This window comes from Brevibacillus fluminis, from assembly GCF_003710825.1.
Lineage (GTDB): Bacteria > Bacillota > Bacilli > Brevibacillales > Brevibacillaceae > Brevibacillus_D > Brevibacillus_D fluminis.
Window position 1 is genome coordinate 16,636 of sequence record NZ_RHHQ01000008.1, and the last position, 18,141, is coordinate 34,776.

General features: G+C 49.6%; 15 protein-coding genes. 1 reads left to right on the forward strand and 14 read right to left on the reverse strand.

The features are described 5' to 3' along the window. Positions 1-8: 8 nt before the first annotated feature. The 10 genes from EDM56_RS09565 to EDM56_RS09615 form a co-directional block, all read right to left on the reverse strand. On the reverse strand, positions 9-854 hold the full coding sequence (locus tag EDM56_RS09565; protein ID WP_122917693.1) for a methyl-accepting chemotaxis protein: 846 nt from the start codon (positions 852-854) through the stop codon (positions 9-11). A 154-nt stretch (positions 855-1,008) separates the two neighbouring features. Then, a complete protein-coding gene (locus tag EDM56_RS09570; RefSeq protein ID WP_122917694.1) occupies positions 1,009-1,893 on the reverse strand; it encodes a Vgb family protein in 885 nt (294 codons plus the stop codon). Positions 1,894-2,423: 530 nt separating this feature from the next. After that, positions 2,424-4,130: an adenine deaminase C-terminal domain-containing protein gene (locus tag EDM56_RS09575; protein WP_122917695.1), complete on the reverse strand. Its 1,707-nt coding sequence runs from the start codon at positions 4,128-4,130 to the stop codon at positions 2,424-2,426. A gap of 22 nt (positions 4,131-4,152) precedes the next feature. Then, positions 4,153-5,211 (reverse strand): ABC transporter ATP-binding protein, encoded by a 1,059-nt coding sequence (locus EDM56_RS09580; protein WP_122917696.1) that lies wholly within the window; start codon positions 5,209-5,211, stop codon positions 4,153-4,155. Between the two features lie 15 nt (positions 5,212-5,226). Continuing rightward, positions 5,227-6,015, reverse strand: a complete 789-nt coding sequence (locus EDM56_RS09585) for an ABC transporter permease (RefSeq protein WP_122917697.1) — start codon at positions 6,013-6,015, stop codon at positions 5,227-5,229. A 5-nt stretch (positions 6,016-6,020) separates the two neighbouring features. Continuing rightward, positions 6,021-6,842 (reverse strand): ABC transporter permease, encoded by an 822-nt coding sequence (locus tag EDM56_RS09590; RefSeq protein WP_122917698.1) that lies wholly within the window; start codon positions 6,840-6,842, stop codon positions 6,021-6,023. 30 nt (positions 6,843-6,872) lie between these two features. Beyond that, entirely contained in the window at positions 6,873-7,805 is a 933-nt protein-coding gene (locus tag EDM56_RS09595) for a nucleoside hydrolase (protein WP_122917699.1), read from the reverse strand. Between the two features lie 530 nt (positions 7,806-8,335). Further along, positions 8,336-9,418, reverse strand: coding sequence for an ABC transporter substrate-binding protein (locus tag EDM56_RS09605; protein WP_122917701.1), 1,083 nt, complete (start codon positions 9,416-9,418; stop codon positions 8,336-8,338). Positions 9,419-9,722: 304 nt separating this feature from the next. After that, positions 9,723-10,073 carry a DUF2294 domain-containing protein gene (locus EDM56_RS09610; RefSeq protein WP_122917702.1) on the reverse strand — a complete coding sequence of 117 codons (351 nt, stop codon included), beginning with the start codon at positions 10,071-10,073 and terminating at the stop codon, positions 9,723-9,725. A 172-nt stretch (positions 10,074-10,245) separates the two neighbouring features. Continuing rightward, complete coding sequence (locus EDM56_RS09615) at positions 10,246-11,214, reverse strand: hypothetical protein (protein ID WP_122917703.1); 969 nt, start codon at positions 11,212-11,214, stop codon at positions 10,246-10,248. 634 nt (positions 11,215-11,848) lie between these two features. Between EDM56_RS09615 and EDM56_RS09620 the strand changes: the two genes are divergently transcribed. Beyond that, positions 11,849-12,520: a hypothetical protein gene (locus EDM56_RS09620; RefSeq protein WP_122917704.1), complete on the forward strand. Its 672-nt coding sequence runs from the start codon at positions 11,849-11,851 to the stop codon at positions 12,518-12,520. A gap of 90 nt (positions 12,521-12,610) precedes the next feature. Here EDM56_RS09620 and mqnE read toward each other — a convergent pair whose 3' ends face one another. The 4 genes from mqnE to EDM56_RS09640 all read right to left on the reverse strand — a co-directional run bounded on the left by mqnE (position 12,611) and on the right by EDM56_RS09640 (position 18,141). Then, positions 12,611-13,711, reverse strand: a complete 1,101-nt coding sequence (gene mqnE, locus EDM56_RS09625; RefSeq protein WP_122917705.1) for an aminofutalosine synthase MqnE — start codon at positions 13,709-13,711, stop codon at positions 12,611-12,613. 6 nt (positions 13,712-13,717) lie between these two features. After that, positions 13,718-14,140 (reverse strand): MarR family winged helix-turn-helix transcriptional regulator, encoded by a 423-nt coding sequence (locus EDM56_RS09630; protein ID WP_122917706.1) that lies wholly within the window; start codon positions 14,138-14,140, stop codon positions 13,718-13,720. A 165-nt stretch (positions 14,141-14,305) separates the two neighbouring features. Then, positions 14,306-16,129, reverse strand: coding sequence for a sigma-54 interaction domain-containing protein (locus tag EDM56_RS09635; RefSeq protein WP_122917707.1), 1,824 nt, complete (start codon positions 16,127-16,129; stop codon positions 14,306-14,308). Positions 16,130-16,188: 59 nt separating this feature from the next. Further along, complete coding sequence (locus EDM56_RS09640; protein WP_122917708.1) at positions 16,189-18,141, reverse strand: oxidoreductase; 1,953 nt, start codon at positions 18,139-18,141, stop codon at positions 16,189-16,191.

Here is an 18,141-nt window from a genome sequence, read left to right on the forward strand (position 1 = left end):
AGGTCATTTTAAATCGATGATGCTAATCTTTTGGTAGTCATAGCAACTTGATGATAGGCTGTTTTCAATTCTTCAATCGCTCTCGAATTGTTTGAGATCTGTTCGGTGATTTCTTCCATACTCCGCATCATCAACGATACAGATTTTGCAATCTCCGTTAACTGGTCAGAAATGGTATCCGCAGATTCATTGCTGGTACTTGCCATCTTCCTGACTTCATTCGCAACGACCTCAAAGCCGCGCCCGTGTTCACCTGCTCGGGCAGATTCTATAGCAGCATTCAGACCTAGCATATGAGATTGAGAGGCAATTTCTTTGACTATGGTCGTCACGGATTGGATACGTTTTACCTGATCGGTTACTGCTTCCGATTCACTATTTAACTTGGTCATATGGTTTGCGATCATATTCGAGGCTTCCAATACTTGATTCGTGTTAGCCGTCATCTCCTCAACCATTGCCATCAACTCTACCGTACTTTGCTGAAGCATGGTTTCGCGTTTCGTGATATCAGTAGCTACCTTGACGACTGCTTCCACGCTGCCATTTTCAATAACAGGCATATAAGTCGCTTCTAACGTTAACTTTCGACCATCCTTTGACACCCGCACGATTTTTTCTTGAGAAGCTCTCCCCTGACGTAACCCATCCCACAAATTCACATACGCTTTGCTCGATGCATATTCGGGTAAGCAAAAGATGCGATGATGGAGCCCGACAATGTCATCAACGCCATATCCCATGGCAGAAGCGAATAAGTGATTCGCCCATATAACGTGTCCCTGTTTGTCAAACATAATCATGGCCAAATGGCTTTGAATCGATGATAAAACAGCTAATTTTTGATCCGTCATGGGTTTGTTTTCCTCTCACTATTTATTAACGTATGCTCGAATTCAGCCAGCCTAAAGCGTTATATATCGAGTAAATCATACAATCGTTTCAGTAAACAAGGGAACAGGAGATGTGATCGAATGCGGGTTTCCGTTTAAAGTTCGGCAGCCTAGCTCAAATACCCAATCGAACGATCACATTGCACTCACACGCGACCCAGACCGCCCGATCCGGCCCCACCGCGATGCCGTGCGGTTCGGCGTGAGCTGTCGGTAGCGGATATTCGGTAATGTCGCCGGTTGCCGTGATTCTTCCAATCTGATTGCTGCCCCACTCGGTAAACCACATCGCTCCATCCATCCCGGCCGTGATCGCATGCGGCTTTGCCCCAACGGTAGGCAGGCGGTACTCGGTGATCTCCCCGTCCGTCGTGATACGCCCAATCTGGTTACCCATGATCTCGACAAACCACAGCGCATCGTCTCCTCCTTTGGCGATTCCCACCGGTCCTGCTTGTGGGGTTGGCAGCGCAAATTCGCTGATGTGTCCATCCATCGTGATTTTTCCGATCTTGTTTCCCTGGTTTTCCGTAAACCACATGGCACCATCCGGACCCGCCGCGATAAAGGAAGGAAATGCCCCTGGGGTTGGCACATCGTAGTGAATGATCTCTCCTGTCATCAGCAAGCGGCCGATGCGGTTGCCCATCATCTCCGTAAACCAGATAGAGCTGTCCGGTCCTTCCGCTATGCCGAACGGGGCTGCTCCCGCCACCGGCAAAACATACTCGCTGATTTCGCCTGCCGGTGTCATCCGTCCGAGCTTGTTCGCCTTGTACTGTGTAAACCAGAGCGATCCGTCAGCTGCGGCGGTAATAACCGATGCCCCTGCGTCCTCCGTTTGGATGTCATACTCCGTGCAGATTCCCTCAATTGTGATGCGCCCGATTCGATTTCCTTTTTGCTCGGTAAACCAGAGCGCCCCGTCCCTACCGGCAGTCAAACCATACGGCGCCGTGTCGGGGGTAGGGATGCTGTATTCGGTCATCTTTGCATTCATGTGAAAACCTCCTGTCATTCACGTTTCAAAGAATCACGCCGGTTTGGCTTCACTTAAAAAAAGCTTCCTGCCCATGATAACTGGACAGGAAGCGTGTACGCCAATCAAAAAGATGCGCTGCCGCAAACATAGCATGCAAAGCAACGATCTACATTTTCAGCGATCAAAAGCCCACACTGATCCCATTAAGAAAAACTTCTTTCAGAAGTCATTTCAAGAAGCAAGTCCTTCGATCTATGGAAGTTTTCACCCATGCCTATTCTGGAAGTGACGCTGAGGTACTACGTCTTCCGCTCCAGAATTTATAAGCACGAGCACTTATAAATTCTTACACGACCAGAAAAACGCGCATGCAGCACATTTTTTTCTGTGAAGCGGGATTAGTAGATCCTCGGCTTTTGGTCACCCTTTCGCTTGAATGTGGTTTTACTGTAGCATACGGGCGGAAGGCGTTCAAGAAAAACATCCCTGAAATAGAAAACGAGCGCCAGATCGTCTCCAGCGCCCGCTTTCAATCGGTTCCCTTTTGCTTACACAAAAAGTGAAACCACTTTCCCCTTATTCACATCGATCAAGCCCAGGTCGGTAATTTTCAGCGCAGGGCTGACCGGGAGCGAATGCGTGCTGATAGACATGATCGGGTTGTAATGCTTGTAACCCAACGATTCCATCGCGCGGCGGAGCGCCTCCACTTCCCGAGCGGTTTTTTCCAGCGGCTCTTCCGTAAGAATTCCGCCGACAGGCAGGTGCAAAAACGCAAGCACGTTGCCATCTTCAACCGCACAGAAGCCGCCCTGATTGCGGATCACTTCATTGGCGGCAACCATCATATCGTGCGGGTTGTGACCAATGACCAGCAGATTGTGGTTGTCGTGCGAATACGTCGTCGCAACCGCGCCGCGCTTGATCGTGTCGCCGCCGATCAATCCGTACCCTTTGTTTCCATTGATGCCGTAGCGATCCATGACCGTGATCAGGCCGAATTCGCTTTCCTGCCAGCACAGCTTGCCGTCCTGTACGCGCGCCTCTCCATGGTGCTCATCCGTGAAGGTCGACCCGTCTTTGACCATCATGACGCGGCACAAATACGTGCCATCTGCGGCATCGATGTTCACGTCAAAATCCGTTTCAGCAAGCGGAGCCAGCTTGACGCTCTCGTAGAAATGGGCCGGGAACTGGTTTGGCTTCACGACCTGCTCATACGCTTCCGCTGCGTCATAGACTTTTCGCCCGTTTTTGTAGACTTGTGCGATGGCGAACTCACGCAAATCGGACAGCAGCACGAAATCGGCGATCTTGCCCGGTGCGATCGCGCCGCGGTCATGCATTCGCATTCTGCGCGCTGGCGTGAAGCTGCTGGCATAGATGGCACGTTCCGGCTCCATCCCCATCTTGATCGCCTTTTTGACCAAATTGTTGAGATGGCCGCGCTTGAAGAGCGAATCGGTCATCACGTCATCGGTGACAAAGCAAAAATGCTCCGAAACATCGTTCGTGATCAAATAGTTCATCACATCGTCGGTCATCGATTTTTCTTGTATTTCCAAGAACATGCCGGCTGCGATCCGCGCCTTCATCCCTTCCACCGTCTGATGCGTATGGTCGGAATCCACGCCTGCAAAAATGATCCGGTGCAAGTCCAGATCCAACAGCTTCGGCACATGTCCTTCGATCACCAGATTCGGGTAATGCTTGCGAATGTGTTCGAGAATCCGGTTGGTCTTGCAGTCAGGATCGGCAATCACATCCACATAGTTCATGATTTCGCCCAGACAGCTGATGTTCTCTGTCCGCAGCAGCTCATCGATGTCTTCCAGCTCAATCGCGCCGCCCGTTGTCTCCATCGCGGTGGCGGGAACGGAGCTCGGGATCGCATAAAACATATCGACTACGCAGTCTTGGCTGGCCCGGATCATCTCCTTCACCCCAGTGATGCCGAACACGTTCGCCATCTCGTGCGGCTCCGGCACGATGGTTGTCACGCCGTTTTGGATCAAGCCGTAGGAAAAGGTTTCCGGGGTTACCATCGTGCTCTCGATATGCAAATGGATGTCGACCAGACCGGGAATCATGTGGCGCCCCGCACCCTCGATGATTTCCCCCGCTTCAAAGGTTTCCGTCCCGCGATTGCCGATATAGAAAAAGCGCCCGTCCTGAACCGCAACATTGCCCGGCATAAACGTTTTGAAATAGCTGTTGTATACTTGTATGTTTAAAATCAGCGTATCGACGTACATGCGTACTCCTCCTCTTCCAGCACTACTCGACCAGCACTAGTTTTTCTTTCGGGAATCGCAGATTGACCGCTTGCCCGTTTTTGTACGGCTGTTCCATTTCCTGGTTCACCGTAAAATCTCCCAAAGCCGTTTCCACGACATATTGATAGCTTCTGCCGAGGAACGTGCTGATCTTCACACGACCAGCGACGACATTGCTTTCGCCGTGCGCCTCCTCCGTCGAGATGAACAAATCGTCCGGGCGAATCGCGCATTTTTGGCCAGCGCGCCCTGCTGTACCCGGATTGAGTGCCGCAGCAAACGTATGGTCATGTCCTTTGAGCACAATCTCCCCGTCCGCTTCACTCCGCTCGCTAAAGGTGACAAAGTTGTTGAAGCCGATGAACCGCGCGATGAATTCCGTTTTCGGATACTTGAAAATGGTCGCAGGATCGTCGAGCTGCTCGATCACGCCCTTGTTCATGATCGCCACCTGATCGGAGATGGAGAAGCATTCCTCCTGGTCATGTGACACATAAACGGTAGTGATGCCGAGCTCCTGCTGAATCCGGCGGATTTCCACGCGCATGTTGACGCGCAGGTTGGCGTCGAGATTGCTGAGCGGCTCGTCGAACAGCAAAAGGTCAGGCTGGATGACAAGCGCGCGGGCAATCGCTACGCGTTGGCGCTGACCGCCGGACAGCTCCTTCGGGAAGCGTTTTTCAAAGCCTTTCAGGCTGACGACCTCGAGAATTTGTTGAACGCGCTTTTCGATTTCCGCGTCGCCTACCTTACGCAAGCGCAGGCCAAACGCCACATTGTCAAAGACCGACAGGTGCGGAAATAGCGCATAGCTTTGGAACACGAAGCCGAAATTACGCTTGTTGACCGGCACGCGTGTGTAATCATTGCCGTCAAACAGAAACTTCCCGTCCTTCGCCTCCAAAAATCCGGCGATCAAACGCAGCGTCGTTGTTTTACCGCAGCCGGACGGCCCAAGCAGCGAGATGAGCTGCCCCTTTTCAATATTCAAGTTGAAATCTTTGAGAATGTACTGATTTTCATAGGCAACCGATACATTTTCCAGCGTGAGCAAAGCCATGGATAGATGCCTCCGTTATCGTTTTGTAAAGTAAGATAGCCCCATCAGCCGTTCGATGACGAACATGAGCACACCCGTGATGATCATGAGCAGCACGGAAATGGCGGCGATCGTCGGATCAAAGTTGTTCTCCACATAAGTCAGCATCTGGATCGGCAGCGTACTGACGCCCGGTCCTGTCATGAATACCGAGATGTCCACGTTGTTGAACGATTCGAGAAACGCGATCAAAATCGCAGCGATGATGCCGGATCGGATGTTGGGCAGCACCACTTTGTAAAACGTTTCAAAGTGGCCAGCACCAAGGCTGAGTGCCGCTTCCTCGATGGCAAAATCAAAGTTGGATAAGCTCGATGCCACGACGCGGATGATGAAAGGAAGCATGACGACCGTATGGCCGACCAAAAGCGCGGCGTAAATCGGCAAATGATAGATCACGATGACGTACTTCAGCATGGCAAAGCCGAGCACGATGCCGGGAATCAGCACCGGCGAGATGAAGATGGCGTTCAACGCATCCTTACCTTTGAATTGGAATCGACTCAATGCATACGCGGCCGGAATCCCGAGCAAAAGCGCCAGCACGTTGCCCAATAGCGACACGAAAATGGAGGTTTTGAATGTCTCCATGAACATTTCCACTTCGAAAATATTTTGGTACCAGCGCAAGGAAAAGCCTTGCGGCGGGAATTTCAAGACAGTCCCCGGTTCAAACGAGGTGAGCGAGATGATGAGGAGCGGCCCGAGCAAAAACAGAAACACTAGAAAAGTAAACAGGGCCAGCCCGCGATTTTTCTCCTGCATACGTTCTACCCCTTTGGATTCAATTTGGTCGCCAGCTTGTTCATCAAGCCGATGACAACAAACGTGATGACGATCATGATCGTCGCGATGACGGACGCCATGTACCAGTCATTGAGCGTCATCGCATTTTGATACAAAAACGTCGAGACGACACGCTGCTTCCCGCCCAGCAATGCCGGCGTCGTATAAGCGGTCAGACTGCCGACGAAAACGAGAATGCTGCCGATGATGAGGCCCGGCACGCTCAATGGGACGATTACTTTGGCAAAAGCCGTGAAGCGCGACGCGCCGAGGCTTTCCGCCGCCTTCAGCAGGTCGGAATCGATATTTTCCATTACCCCGACGAGCGTGATGATGATCAATGGCAGAAACAGATGGATCAACCCGATCATCATCGCGGTCGGCGTGTACAAAATGTCGAGCGGCTTGTCTGCGAGGCCAAGGCCTACAATCGCATTGTTGATCAAGCCTTTTTTGCCCAAGATGATCATCCAACTAAACGAACGGACAACCGAGCTGGTCAACAGCGGGAAAATCGCGAGCGCCAGCAGGATGCCTTTTTTGCGTGGCCCGAGCTTGGAAATATAGTAGGCCGCAGGAAAGCCGAGCAGCACGCACGCGATCGTGGTGACCAGGCTGACCTCCAGCGTTGTCAGCAAAATGTTAAGGAAATATTGGTCGGTGAGAAATTGCGTATACCCTGCGACCGTAAAGCTGCCCTGCTGAAAAAAGGTAGAGCCGATGACGAGTACGATCGGAATGATCATGAACAGCGTCAAAAAGATCAGACCAGGCAGCAGCAACAAATACAATACCGTTTTTTTCATCGCGTTAACTCCTGTTCGTACGTAGTATCGCTACGCTTGCAAAGTGCGGACAAACAGATCGAGGAACGCGTCTGCATCCACATCCAAACAAACCGTCACGTTTGGTTCTTTGCCAAGCCTGTTCTGGAAGTCGCAGACGGTCTGCCCGTCGCAAAGCTCACTTCTTGTTTCTACATCGACATAGTAGGTTTGCGTGGTGACCAGCGCCCGATTCAAGGCCACGCCCACTGCGAGCGGATCATGCAGCGCGCAAGCATGGACGCCATTGCGCATAAAGTACCGCTTGGTATAATCGGACGTGCTTTCACGCACATACCGTCCGATCGGCGTATCGCCCAAGGCCTCGATATGACCTATGTTCAACAGTGCTTTGCGCGTCACATCGAGCCCGACCAGCGTCAGCGAGCGAAAGCCAGCGTGGCACACCAGCTTGGCTGCTTCCGGATCGACGTACATGTTGTACTCGGCCGTCGGTGTCACATTGCCCATGTCCTTCACCGCGCCGCCCATGAAAATCACTTCTTTTACCTGTTCCACTAGCAGCGGGCACTTTTGGATCGCTAGCGCCAAGTTCGTTAGCGGCGCTGTCATGATCAAGGTCACTTCGCCGGGATGCTTCATCACCTGTTCGATAATGAAGTCAGGGCCGAAGCCGTCGATTGCCGCAGTCTTCACCGCCACATCGCGCAGCGCGCCGCCAAGCCCGTCTTCGCCATGCACCGCATGCTCGAAAAAGGTGGGGCGAACCAATGGGCGGGAGGCTCCCTTGATGACGGGAATCTGTGATTCGACTTGGAGGAACTCCAGTATTTTGCATGTATTTTCGGTCGCCTTGTTCAAGGAGACATTGCCGTTTACCGTCGTAATTCCGAGTATGTCGAACTGGCCGCTTTTCACGGCGAGCATGATGCCGAGGGCGTCGTCAATGCCGGTGTCTACGTCTAGGATGACTTTTTTCTTCATGGTTTCCTCTCCTTTGTCGGTGATAGAGATGGAATTTGCTTTGGTGGAGGGGAGGGGATTTTCGCAAGAAAGTTCCACGAAAAAGCATGACAATGCCTGCTGGGGGTCAGGGAGTACGGCCGCGCGCAAAAAATGAAAACTGCGCCCCAAAGCCACACGCTGCGCGGCGGGTGTATCTCAAGGATGATATGTGGCGCAAAGCGTTTTCATTTTTTGCGCACGGCCTGGCGGGCATTGTCAAAGTTTTTCGTTCCACTTTCTTGCAAAAATCCCTTCGCTGCTGTGGAAAGCCCTCCTAGAAAGATTAAATAAAAATATTTAATTGATAAGAAAAACTTCTTTCGGAAGTCCTTTCAAGAAGCAGATCCTTCGATCTGTGGAAGTTTTCACCGATGCCTATGCTGGAAGTGACGCTGAGGTACTCCGTCTTCCGCTCCAGAATTTATAAGCGCGAGCACTTATAAATTCTTATACGATAAGAAAAAACAAGGGCATTCGCTTTATGATATGCCCTTGTTTTGTCTCACTCATTATTGCGTGATTTCGCGGTTGAAGCGGTCGGTCCAGGCTTTGATTTTTTCGTTGACGAATTTCATGTCCAGCTTTTTCAGCTTGCCGATGACATCTGCACCATAGGTTACGCCTTTTGCTTCTTCAGCGGTCAGTTGGACGGTTGTGTTTACTGGGGAATCGACTTTTGCTTTTGCCGATTTTTCTTGTACTTCTTTGCTCAGCTGCCAGTTGATGAATTCTTCGGCCAGCTCTTTATGCTTGCTGCCTTTGACGACGTTCATGGTGTTCATGACAGCATAGCCGCCTTCTTCTGGGGAAACGAACTTGGCTTCCGGTACGGCTGCCTGGATGTCCTTGAAGTACATTTCCATGATTGGGCCGGCAGCGATTTCGCCTTGGCTGAACATGTTGACGTATTCGGACGTTTTGTTGTAGTACTTGACGACGTTCGGGTTCACTTCTTTCAGCTTGGCGAAAGCTTTGTCTTCATTAAACTCTGCACTGCCGGAAACAAGCGATGCAGCGTCAACCATCATTGGGCCGGTTGTCGAGGTGATTCCTGGCAGTGTGAGCTTGCCTGCCAATTCAGGTTTCCACAGGTCTTTCCACGATTTGATGTCGGTTTTGATCACGGTCGGGTTGTACACGATACCGAATTGCCCGATCGTATACGCTGGACCGTACTCCTCGCCCAACGGTGCTTTTGCCATATCGGCAATTTGATCGAGGTTCGGGATTTTGCTACGGTCGATTTTTTCAAACAGGCCGCTCTCGATTCCTTGCTGTGCGTAATAGTCAGACAGATAGATGACATCCACGTCCGAGCTGCCTTGGCGGATTTTGTTCAGTCGTTCGGCGTTGTTGCCGATTTCGGTGACGATTTTGACGTTGTGCGCTTTTTCGAACGGTTCGTACACTTCTTTTTTGAAGAAGTCCTCGGAAAAGCCCCACGTGGAAACAACCAATGTTTCCGGTTTTCCGGTGTTAGCGGCGCCCGTGCCTGCAGCGCCTTCTTGTGCTGGCGCGCTGCTGTTTCCACAGCCAGCCAAAGCGAGCGATACTGCCGAAACTGCCATGATGCCTGTCATTACTTTTTTCATCGTATACCTCCAGATAATTGTTTGGAATCGCAGATAAAGTCGAACATTTACAGAAAGTCCATTGTTATCATTCGTCTTTTTTACAATTTTTATGCAAAAAAAATGGTTCTTGCATATCCCCCTCATCTTCATATGGTTTTTCTGTATAAAATAAAAAGAAAGGTGCCCTTGATAGAATAAACGTGCATTCTAACAAGAGCACCTTTCTTTGTAAACAAAGATCAGCGACACCCGTTATGCAAGATAGCGACGGTCATTTCTTAAGATAAATCAAAAGAAATAATCCATATGGCTCTTGCATTCGTTATGGTTCGTTTTCTTGTAAAATTACATTAGTGATGGCCCACTGGGTAGCGGCGTCATAGTCGCGCAGCACAACCTCGATGTTCAGGCCCATCTCTTCTTCCAGCTTTTCACGGAGACGCTTCTTGTACAAAAGCGACATCCGGAAATCCACCTCCAGCTTCAGCGTCGGTGCCTCACCTTCCAACGCGGTTGAACGGGGAGAACGCCGGTGCCGGGCGTAAAAGGTAATGATATTGTTTTCGATCGCTGCCCGGAGCAAGGTTGTTCCAAAGCCGAACAGCTCCTTGGATATCTCATTGTAGAGATGGCACAGCTTTTTTTTGTTTTCGTTAGAATCTAGTAGCATCATCGCATCACCTGTGAGACCGTGATCAGGTTCCTTTGACTTTTTCATTATACATATGATCTAGCAATCGGACAAGAGATCATTCGTATTTTCCCGAAAAAAACAGTTTCCAATCGCAAAAATCATTCGGATTGTTGCTTTTTCCAGAAAGGATTGGGCAATATTGGGCTTTTGTTTATGGAAACAACCGATCGACCTCTTTGCCAAGCCCGTTCCAAAACTGCGCAATGTTCGCTTTTGGATCGCCGCTGATGCTCGCTCCCTTTTTGCCCGGACTGTAGATGACATCCTCGTTTTTGGTCAGCTCTGCCATATACGCATTGATAATTTGCGCGGTTTTGGTTGTCGGATGTTCCTTCACAAAGCGCTCATAGCTTTGCTTGACCTGTGGCAGCAGCTTCAACGTACCGAGGTCGATCGCGTCATAACGGTATTCATGAATGAAAGCGTTCAAATAATCAGCGTACATCGCTTTCATCTCGGCTTTTTTCTGTCCAGCCGGATATTCCGTCAAGTATTGCTCGACTGCCACCAACCGGTCGCCAAGCTCATTTCGGGTAATTTTGAGCCCACCATCAACAAGAAATGGTTGATCCGCTGTCACCAGGATGTCCAGATACGTTTTCATCTCGGGTGACAGGTAAGACGCATACACTTGCTTCAGCGCATGCACATCCACTTTCCAGTAAAAGCTTTCGTCATAGGTGACGCCCAGCGCGAGCTTGCCCGCTTGCTGCGCCATCAGCCATTTCTTAACTTTGTCGTCACCCTTGATTTTAGTGAAATCGTACGGAGGACCGAGGTCATACAGCTTCTGGACCGTTCCCGGCTGATGGAGCAGCATGGTGAAGCTCTCATTGACGTTAGGCAGAAGATGCTGGTAATAGTCCTGCAGCGCGATGAACAGCTTGTCGGCTGTTTGTGCATCCACCGTCCCGATGGTTTTATCCAAAAAAGCGGTCACCTCACGCGCTTCATGCGCCTGTGACACAATGACTTGAAATTGCTTTTGTACGTCTTCTTGCTTTTGCTGGGGGCTTGACTGAGGTTGCGACGCTGTAGGCTCTGTTTTCGCCGTGGCACAGCCTGCCGTCAAAAACGCGACGAGCAGGGTGGTGATAATGGGAAATTTGATTTGCTTCACAAGTTCACTTCACTTTCTACTCTTTCATTTCATTCGGCTGATCGTCTCGATATTCGTTTTACGCTTCATTCATCGTACCATGTTCTTAAACAGAATACAGGTAAACCTGAAAGAACCCGGTGGAATAAGAAAAACTGCCCTTTAACAGGCAGTTTTTTAGATGGCGCTATATGATTGTTGCTTCTGTTCACTCTCATTAATTGCCTGTCCACTCAGGCACACACGATGGGACGCCATCTTCACCATGAATGAAGACCAATCCTCGGCGCTAAACCACTATAGTTGTTCCGACAGCTTGCATAGGACCGCCAGGAATATTATGCAAAAGGGTAAATACGAAACAGATGGAAATTTACACTGCGATCTGTAAATGACACGGTACTTCTTTTGTAGCAGTTCATTGCCTTATATGAAACTTTTGAAACCAAAACAACGAAAGCCCTTCCTCTCTTCCATCCTTGCGGCTCCGATGACCGCGCCAGTGAATTGGAAACCAAAAAGAAAAGGATCGCTCTCATTCAAATATGTAATCTATCATATCACTTACTTCCATATATGTAAACCCCTAATTTCACACCAATAAAAGGAAACAAATTCCATTCCCAATCGTCTCATCTATCGTGGAGGAATGAATATGAAACGAATCGGAAAAATTTTACTAGGAACGACCATCGGCGCCATTCTGCTCACGGGTACAGCATTGGCCGCCCCGAAACTGAATCTGTTCATCAACGGAGCTGGCTATGTCTCCGACTATCTCGGCCTCAAGGTTGAAAACGGCAGCGTGCTGGTGCCAATCGATAAAATCGCGGCCGAATTCAAAGGTAATGCGACTTACGACGCGAAAACGGGCGACGTGCGCGTCACGCTGTCGGATGCGGCGCTGCTGGCTCACCAGCTCCAACGGTTCGAAGATGCCTTCCGCGCTGACGAACCTAAGCAGGCGCTCGATACATGGATAGAAGGCGTGACCGAACGCAACGGCTCGCTTCAATATGCCGTCTTTTCACCTGAGCTGCGTCAAAAGACAAAGGCAGAATTCGACGCGAATTTTTGGGTGACCGGCGGTTCGAGCCCCCACATGGGCAAAATCGAAAAGCTCGTAACCAAACAGGTAAACGAAACCACCCTCACCTATTCGTTCAATTACCATCTGATCGCATCCAACTATGACGGCTTGGGCAGTGCCGTCGTGACCGTGCAGAAGCTAACGACCGACCGTGGCGATGGCTGGTATGTGACCAACATCAAGCTGAAGAATCCAGGCGACCTGGGCATCATGATCGGCGTGGAACAGCTGAAATAACCAAAACCCCCTCGGGCTGGCAGTACGTTCCTGTAGAACGGCTTGCCTCCAAGGGGGGGTATGTTTGACGGCTTGTCCAATGTGATCAGATCAATATTCCTTGATGACGTTATAAAACGAATCGCGCTCGATCGGGGTTTTGCCTGCGCCTTTAATTAGCCAAACCAGCTCGTCACGGGTCAGTCCGGTCTGTGTCAATGCGCCTGCCGCATGGCTGATCCGTTCCTCCACAAGCGTCCCATGAATGTCGGAGGAGCCGAAATTCAGCGCCATTTGCGTCAATTGCGGGCCGATATTGATCCAATACGCTTTAATATGTGGAACATTGTCAACCATCAGGCGGCTGATCGCGATCGTTTTCATATCGTCCATCGCAGACGTGCGGCGCTTGATCGAGGCCGTCGCTTTTTTGGGCTGCACAGCCAGCGGAATAAAGTTGACGAAGCCGCCCGTCCGATCTTGCAGCTCGCGAATGCGCATCATATGGATCAGTCGCTCTTCAAGCGTTTCGATAGAGCCGTAGAGCATGGTCGAGTACGTTTTCAGCCCCAGGCCGTGTGCGGTTTCATGCGCCACCAGCCATTCATCGGTGCTTGCCTTGTCCGGGCTCATTTTCGCACGGTACTCTTCCGTCAAAATTTCCGCACCGCCGCCCGTTAGTGATTGCAGCCCGGCTTTCATCAGCTCTTCGAGCACTTCCTTCACGCTCAGTCCCGAAATCTTTGCAAAGAAGACGATTTCCGCGCCTGTGTACGCCTTGATCGTGACATGCGGGTAATGTTGTTTTAGCAAGCGAACTGTATTCACATAGTAGTCGAAAGGAAGTGTGTGGTTGTGGCCACCGACGATGTGGAATTCTTGCGTGGTCGGCGTATAGCCTTTGGCCACATATTCCAGCAGCTGCTCGTCATTCATCGTATAGGCGCCTTCTTCGTCAGGGTCACGACGGAAAGCGCAGAATGAACAGCGAGCCTCGCACACGTTCGTCGGGTTGATATACAGATTTTCGATGAAATAGACCCGATTGCCATTGATTTTGCGGTTGACGGCATTTGCAAGCTTGCCGATCGTAAGCAAATCATCCGACTGATACAGCGCAAGTCCGTCCTCCAGGGTCAATCGTTCTCCTCTTTCGACTTTCTCGGCGACCTGCGCCAGTTTGGGATCAATCCATTTCGCAAAAAGCTCCACGGTGCCTCACTCCTTCTTCATATTTTCCGTCATTTTGTCCAAGACACGCTTGAACGTCGCAATATCTTCATCAGTCAGACCGTCCAGCGCTTTTTTCTCGACATCGGCCGTCACGATGTTCCAGACTGGGATCATCGAGGTCGATTTTTCTGTCAGCTTCACTTTTTTCTCACGCTTGTCCACGTCATCCACCACGCGAACGATCCAGCCCATCTGCTCCATCCGGTTCAACGTCTGCGACACCGTCGAGGCTTCCATCGATAACTGCTCGCAAAGCTCGCGCTGTGTCAGCTCCCCATTTAGCAAGAGGCGCAGAATAAACGGCCATTGGCTGCTGGTCAAACCGGTTTGCAGGATGCCTTCATTCAATTTTTTCGAAAGCAGCCGTCCCAAAATGTTGATATGGTGGCCAAAGCGATTTTTGGTCATTCGATTCGAACACCTCAATTAGTTAGTATGCGAACTAATTGATAGTGTAGCAACTTTTTGCGAAATTGAAAAGGCTTGTATTACACGTGAGCATGAAGAACGAAAAAAGGCCATCCCTTGGTCATCTTATGACCTCTGGGACAGCACCTTCTTAAGCTTCATTTGCTAATTAGCAGCCTCTTCGATTGCTTGCAATCTTGTCTCATCCTCTTCATGGAAATGTAAATCATATTTATGAATTTTCCGAATGATCGTTGTCTGATTGACCCCGAGTGCTTTTGCGATTTTACGGGATGTTTTGTATTTCGTAATCGCAAGCTTCAAAATTTGCCGCTCCGTTTCTTCTACAGCCTTATTGAGTTGCAAAATCCCTGAAACGGCAACACCCGGCAGCTTGGTTCCCGATGATTTTGAGAGATGACGAGGTAACCCTTCGGGGTAAATCACCGGGCCCTTCGATGTAACCACCAGCTGCTCCATCAAATTCTCTAATTCTCGAATGTTCCCCGGCCATTCGTAGCCGAGCAATAGTTGCATCACACTGTCTGCCAAACTGATACATTGCTCATATTTTTTATTAAACCTATTAAGGAAATAATGAATTAACAACGGGATATCTTCAGGCCTTTCGCGCAAGGGGGGAATCACGATCGGAACCACGTGCAGTCGGTAATACAAGTCCTCGCGAAAAAGCATTTCTTTTATTTTTTGTTTCAGATTTTTGTTGGTCGCAGAGATAATCCGAATATCCACTTTTTTCATTTTTGTGCCGCCCACAGGTATAAAGGTTTTCTCTTGTACAAGCTGAAGTAATTTAACCTGTAGATCAAGTGGTAGTTCGCCGATCTCATCAAGAAATAACGTTCCACCCTCCGCCTGCTCCACCAGCCCGATTTTTCCATTTTTATTGGCCCCGGTAAAGGAGCCCCCTTCATATCCGAATAATTCCGACTCCATCAGGCTAGGCGGTATCGCTCCACAGTTGATTTGAATAAAGTTTTTCTCTTTTCGCTTGCTCGCATCATGGATAATTCGCGCCAGTATGCTTTTCCCCACACCCGATTCCCCTTCGATCAGGACGGAAGAATCCGTTGGAGCAACCTTTTCTACCAGATCAATCAGTGGGACCATTTTTTCCGACCGCGTATTCATCCTGATCAAAATCGGGTTAGATTTTCGTTCCAGTAGAAACCGATTTTGGTGGTCGATGACCGAGTTAGCCTGGGCAATCTGGTTGCGCAGATCCACCAGCTCCGTGATATCGCGTGAATTAATGATGACTAAGCTTAGCTCACCCTCTTCGTTAAAAACTGGTTTTCCCGTTGCCAATACGGTTATTCCCGTCACATATAATTGCTGGTGAGAAACGATGCTTTTTGTCTTCAGTACCTCTAGCGTAACAGAATTATGAATAATCCCTTTTTCAACCAAATCCTTCATATTCTTGCCAATAAACACATCGGGAGGCAGTCCCATGAACTTTTTGGATGATTCGCTTACATAAAGGACGTTCCCTTCTGCGTCCGTAACGAATATCTCATCATACGAAGAATCGAGTATCTGTTTTAACTGTTGTCTCTGCTCGCGAAGCACGTCCAACTCTTCTTCAAGCAAACGGTTCATTTGCTTGACAGCTTCATGCTGATGGCGCAATTGGATGTCCATTACTTGCGCAGCATCGTAAACCTTGTACTCTCCATTCTGATCCGATACGAGCCAGTACTCGATAGTAGGGTCGATTCGGTTGACGAGCTCGCTTTCATTCATCACGATTTTAAAATTCGCATTGACCGCATGAATGATCTTGGTTTCAAATCCATACACCGCAGCGTGTTTCCAGAATGACTTTTCATCCAGAATCCCATTCAGCTTCATATCAGAATCAATGACGACGATCGGAAAATCGGAAACGTCAAGAAGTGCTTTCACATCCGTACATGTCATGTCCCCAAAAACGGACAAGGCGGTTGCATGTTTTGCTACAATCATCGTTTTCCTCCTCTTGTCACGAATTGCAGGCTAGCAGAATGTGGTGTCTGATTTTTCAGTCAGAGATTCGCGGCTAACGTAAATCCTTCCAAGATCGCATCTTCAGCTGTACGTGCTGATAAACAATCGCCAATGCGATGCAAGTTGGGAAAATGATTCTTCAGTTGGTCATAGAGATCCGTATTTTGGATGTGTCCTGTAGCCAAAATGACGTGATCAATGTCCGCTTTGGTAACCAGCTGACCGGTATAAATATTCTCAAATGTAACGGATGAAGGCTCAATTTTGTGCAGTTGATAATGCGGGACCATTTTCACATGCTTTCCATGCAATCGTGCAAGCATCGCGTCCCTTACATACTGTTGGAGAGAGTATCCCACGCCATAACACGACGTAAACAATTCCACATCGCGTCCCGATTCGGCCAAATACAACGCGGTTCCGACTCCCGGCATGTCTCCTTTCCAATCGGCCACGACAACGTTTTGTCCCACTGCCTTCTTGCGATTCAGCACATCCCAGGCCGTCAGCACATGGGGAAGCTCGATCCCCTCAATATCAGGAAAATAAGGAGTTGCCCCCGTTGCAAGGATCACCTCGTCCGGATTCATGGAAAGAATCAGTTCTTTGTCGGCGGTGGTATTCATTCTAATGTCAACGCGAAATTGCGTCAATTCTCGCCGTAAATTAGAAACGAGCTCTCCAAATTCCTCGCGTGTCGGGATGCTTCGCGCTAGCTTAACTTGACCACCCAATTCATCCGTTTTTTCTAGTAACGTTACCTTGTGTCCTCTTTCAGCGGCTACCACGGCAGCTTTCATACCAGCAGGCCCTCCGCCCACAATCACAATTTTTTTCACGTGATTTGTTTTACGCATCGCCGCATACTCCCTTTCCCTTCCCGTTATCGGATTCTGTATACAACTAATGGGTAAATCCTGTTGGAAATGTCCAATGCAGGCCTGATTGCAGCCGATACAGTAACGAATCCGGTCAAGTTCCTCCTGCATCGCTTTATTGGGCATATGTGGGTCAACGATCAACGCTCGCGTCATTCCGACCATATCCACAGCTCCGCTTGCCAACACCTTTTCTGCCATAACCGGATCATTAATGCGGCCGTTGGCCATAACCGTGATCGATACCGCTTCTTTTACCTTGGCGGCATAGGCGACAAAATGTCCAGGAGGATAGGGCGAAGGTGCTGCAATGAAGGATGAACTCATCAAAGTAGCCGAACTGCCACCCGTCAGATTGAAAAAATCCAGACCACCGACCTGCTGATCCAAATATTTCAGATTGTCCAACACCTCTTCAAACGTCGCTCCTTTTTTCTCAAAGTCGTCCACACTTGCTCGCAAACCGACGGTAAAGCTGCTTCCAACCTTTTCACGAATACGGTAAATGATTTCCTGTAGAAATCGCAGGCGATTCTCGAAGCTGCCGCCATATTCATCCTTGCGCAGATTGGTTCGCGGCGACCAAAATTGGCTGATCAAATATCCGTGGGACGCAACGATTTCAACACCGTCCAGCCCTCCTTTTTGTACTCGCTCGGCTGTTTCTGCATACCCCTTTATAATATCGATGATCTCTTCTCTTTCTAATTCTTTCGGGATTAACCGGAAACGATCCGTCGGGACTGCCGAACAGGAAACCGCCAAGGACCCGCCGGAAGGATACACTTCCCGTCCAGGATGAAAAAGCTGGACGAACATTTTAGTTCCATGTGGATGAACCGTTTCGGCAAGCTTTTCATAGTGAGGAATAATGCCATCCTGAAAGGCCTTAATCGTATGGGACGTAAAAAATGCCGTCGGATGTACCGCATTGGCTTCAAGCGTAATCAGCCCTACCCCGCCTTTCGCGCGTTCCCGATGATAAAAAATCAATTCCTCCGTCGGCAACCCATCCTTCACAAAGTTGGTCATATGTCCCGTACTTACAATCCGATTTTTCACCCAAGTGGAACCGATCTGTTTCGGGGAAAACAAATACTTGAAATCGGACAT

Excerpts from the sequence above, each read along its gene's own strand:
- EDM56_RS09605 (WP_122917701.1), bottom strand. The coding sequence starts at position 9,418 with ATGAAAAAAGTAATGACAGGCATCATGGCAGTTTCGGCAGTATCGCTC.
- EDM56_RS09610 (WP_122917702.1), bottom strand. The coding sequence starts at position 10,073 with ATGATGCTACTAGATTCTAACGAAAACAAAAAAAAGCTGTGCCATCTC.
- EDM56_RS09570 (WP_122917694.1), bottom strand. The coding sequence starts at position 1,893 with ATGAATGCAAAGATGACCGAATACAGCATCCCTACCCCCGACACGGCG.
- EDM56_RS09595 (WP_122917699.1), bottom strand. The coding sequence starts at position 7,805 with ATGAAGAAAAAAGTCATCCTAGACGTAGACACCGGCATTGACGACGCC.
- EDM56_RS09590 (WP_122917698.1), bottom strand. The coding sequence starts at position 6,842 with ATGAAAAAAACGGTATTGTATTTGTTGCTGCTGCCTGGTCTGATCTTT.
- EDM56_RS09585 (WP_122917697.1), bottom strand. The coding sequence starts at position 6,015 with ATGCAGGAGAAAAATCGCGGGCTGGCCCTGTTTACTTTTCTAGTGTTT.
- EDM56_RS09635 (WP_122917707.1), bottom strand. The coding sequence starts at position 16,129 with ATGATTGTAGCAAAACATGCAACCGCCTTGTCCGTTTTTGGGGACATG.
- EDM56_RS09630 (WP_122917706.1), bottom strand. The coding sequence starts at position 14,140 with ATGACCAAAAATCGCTTTGGCCACCATATCAACATTTTGGGACGGCTG.
- EDM56_RS09640 (WP_122917708.1), bottom strand. The coding sequence starts at position 18,141 with ATGTCCGATTTCAAGTATTTGTTTTCCCCGAAACAGATCGGTTCCACT.
- EDM56_RS09575 (WP_122917695.1), bottom strand. The coding sequence starts at position 4,130 with ATGTACGTCGATACGCTGATTTTAAACATACAAGTATACAACAGCTAT.
- EDM56_RS09565 (WP_122917693.1), bottom strand. The coding sequence starts at position 854 with ATGACGGATCAAAAATTAGCTGTTTTATCATCGATTCAAAGCCATTTG.
- EDM56_RS09580 (WP_122917696.1), bottom strand. The coding sequence starts at position 5,211 with ATGGCTTTGCTCACGCTGGAAAATGTATCGGTTGCCTATGAAAATCAG.
- EDM56_RS09620 (WP_122917704.1), top strand. The coding sequence starts at position 11,849 with ATGAAACGAATCGGAAAAATTTTACTAGGAACGACCATCGGCGCCATT.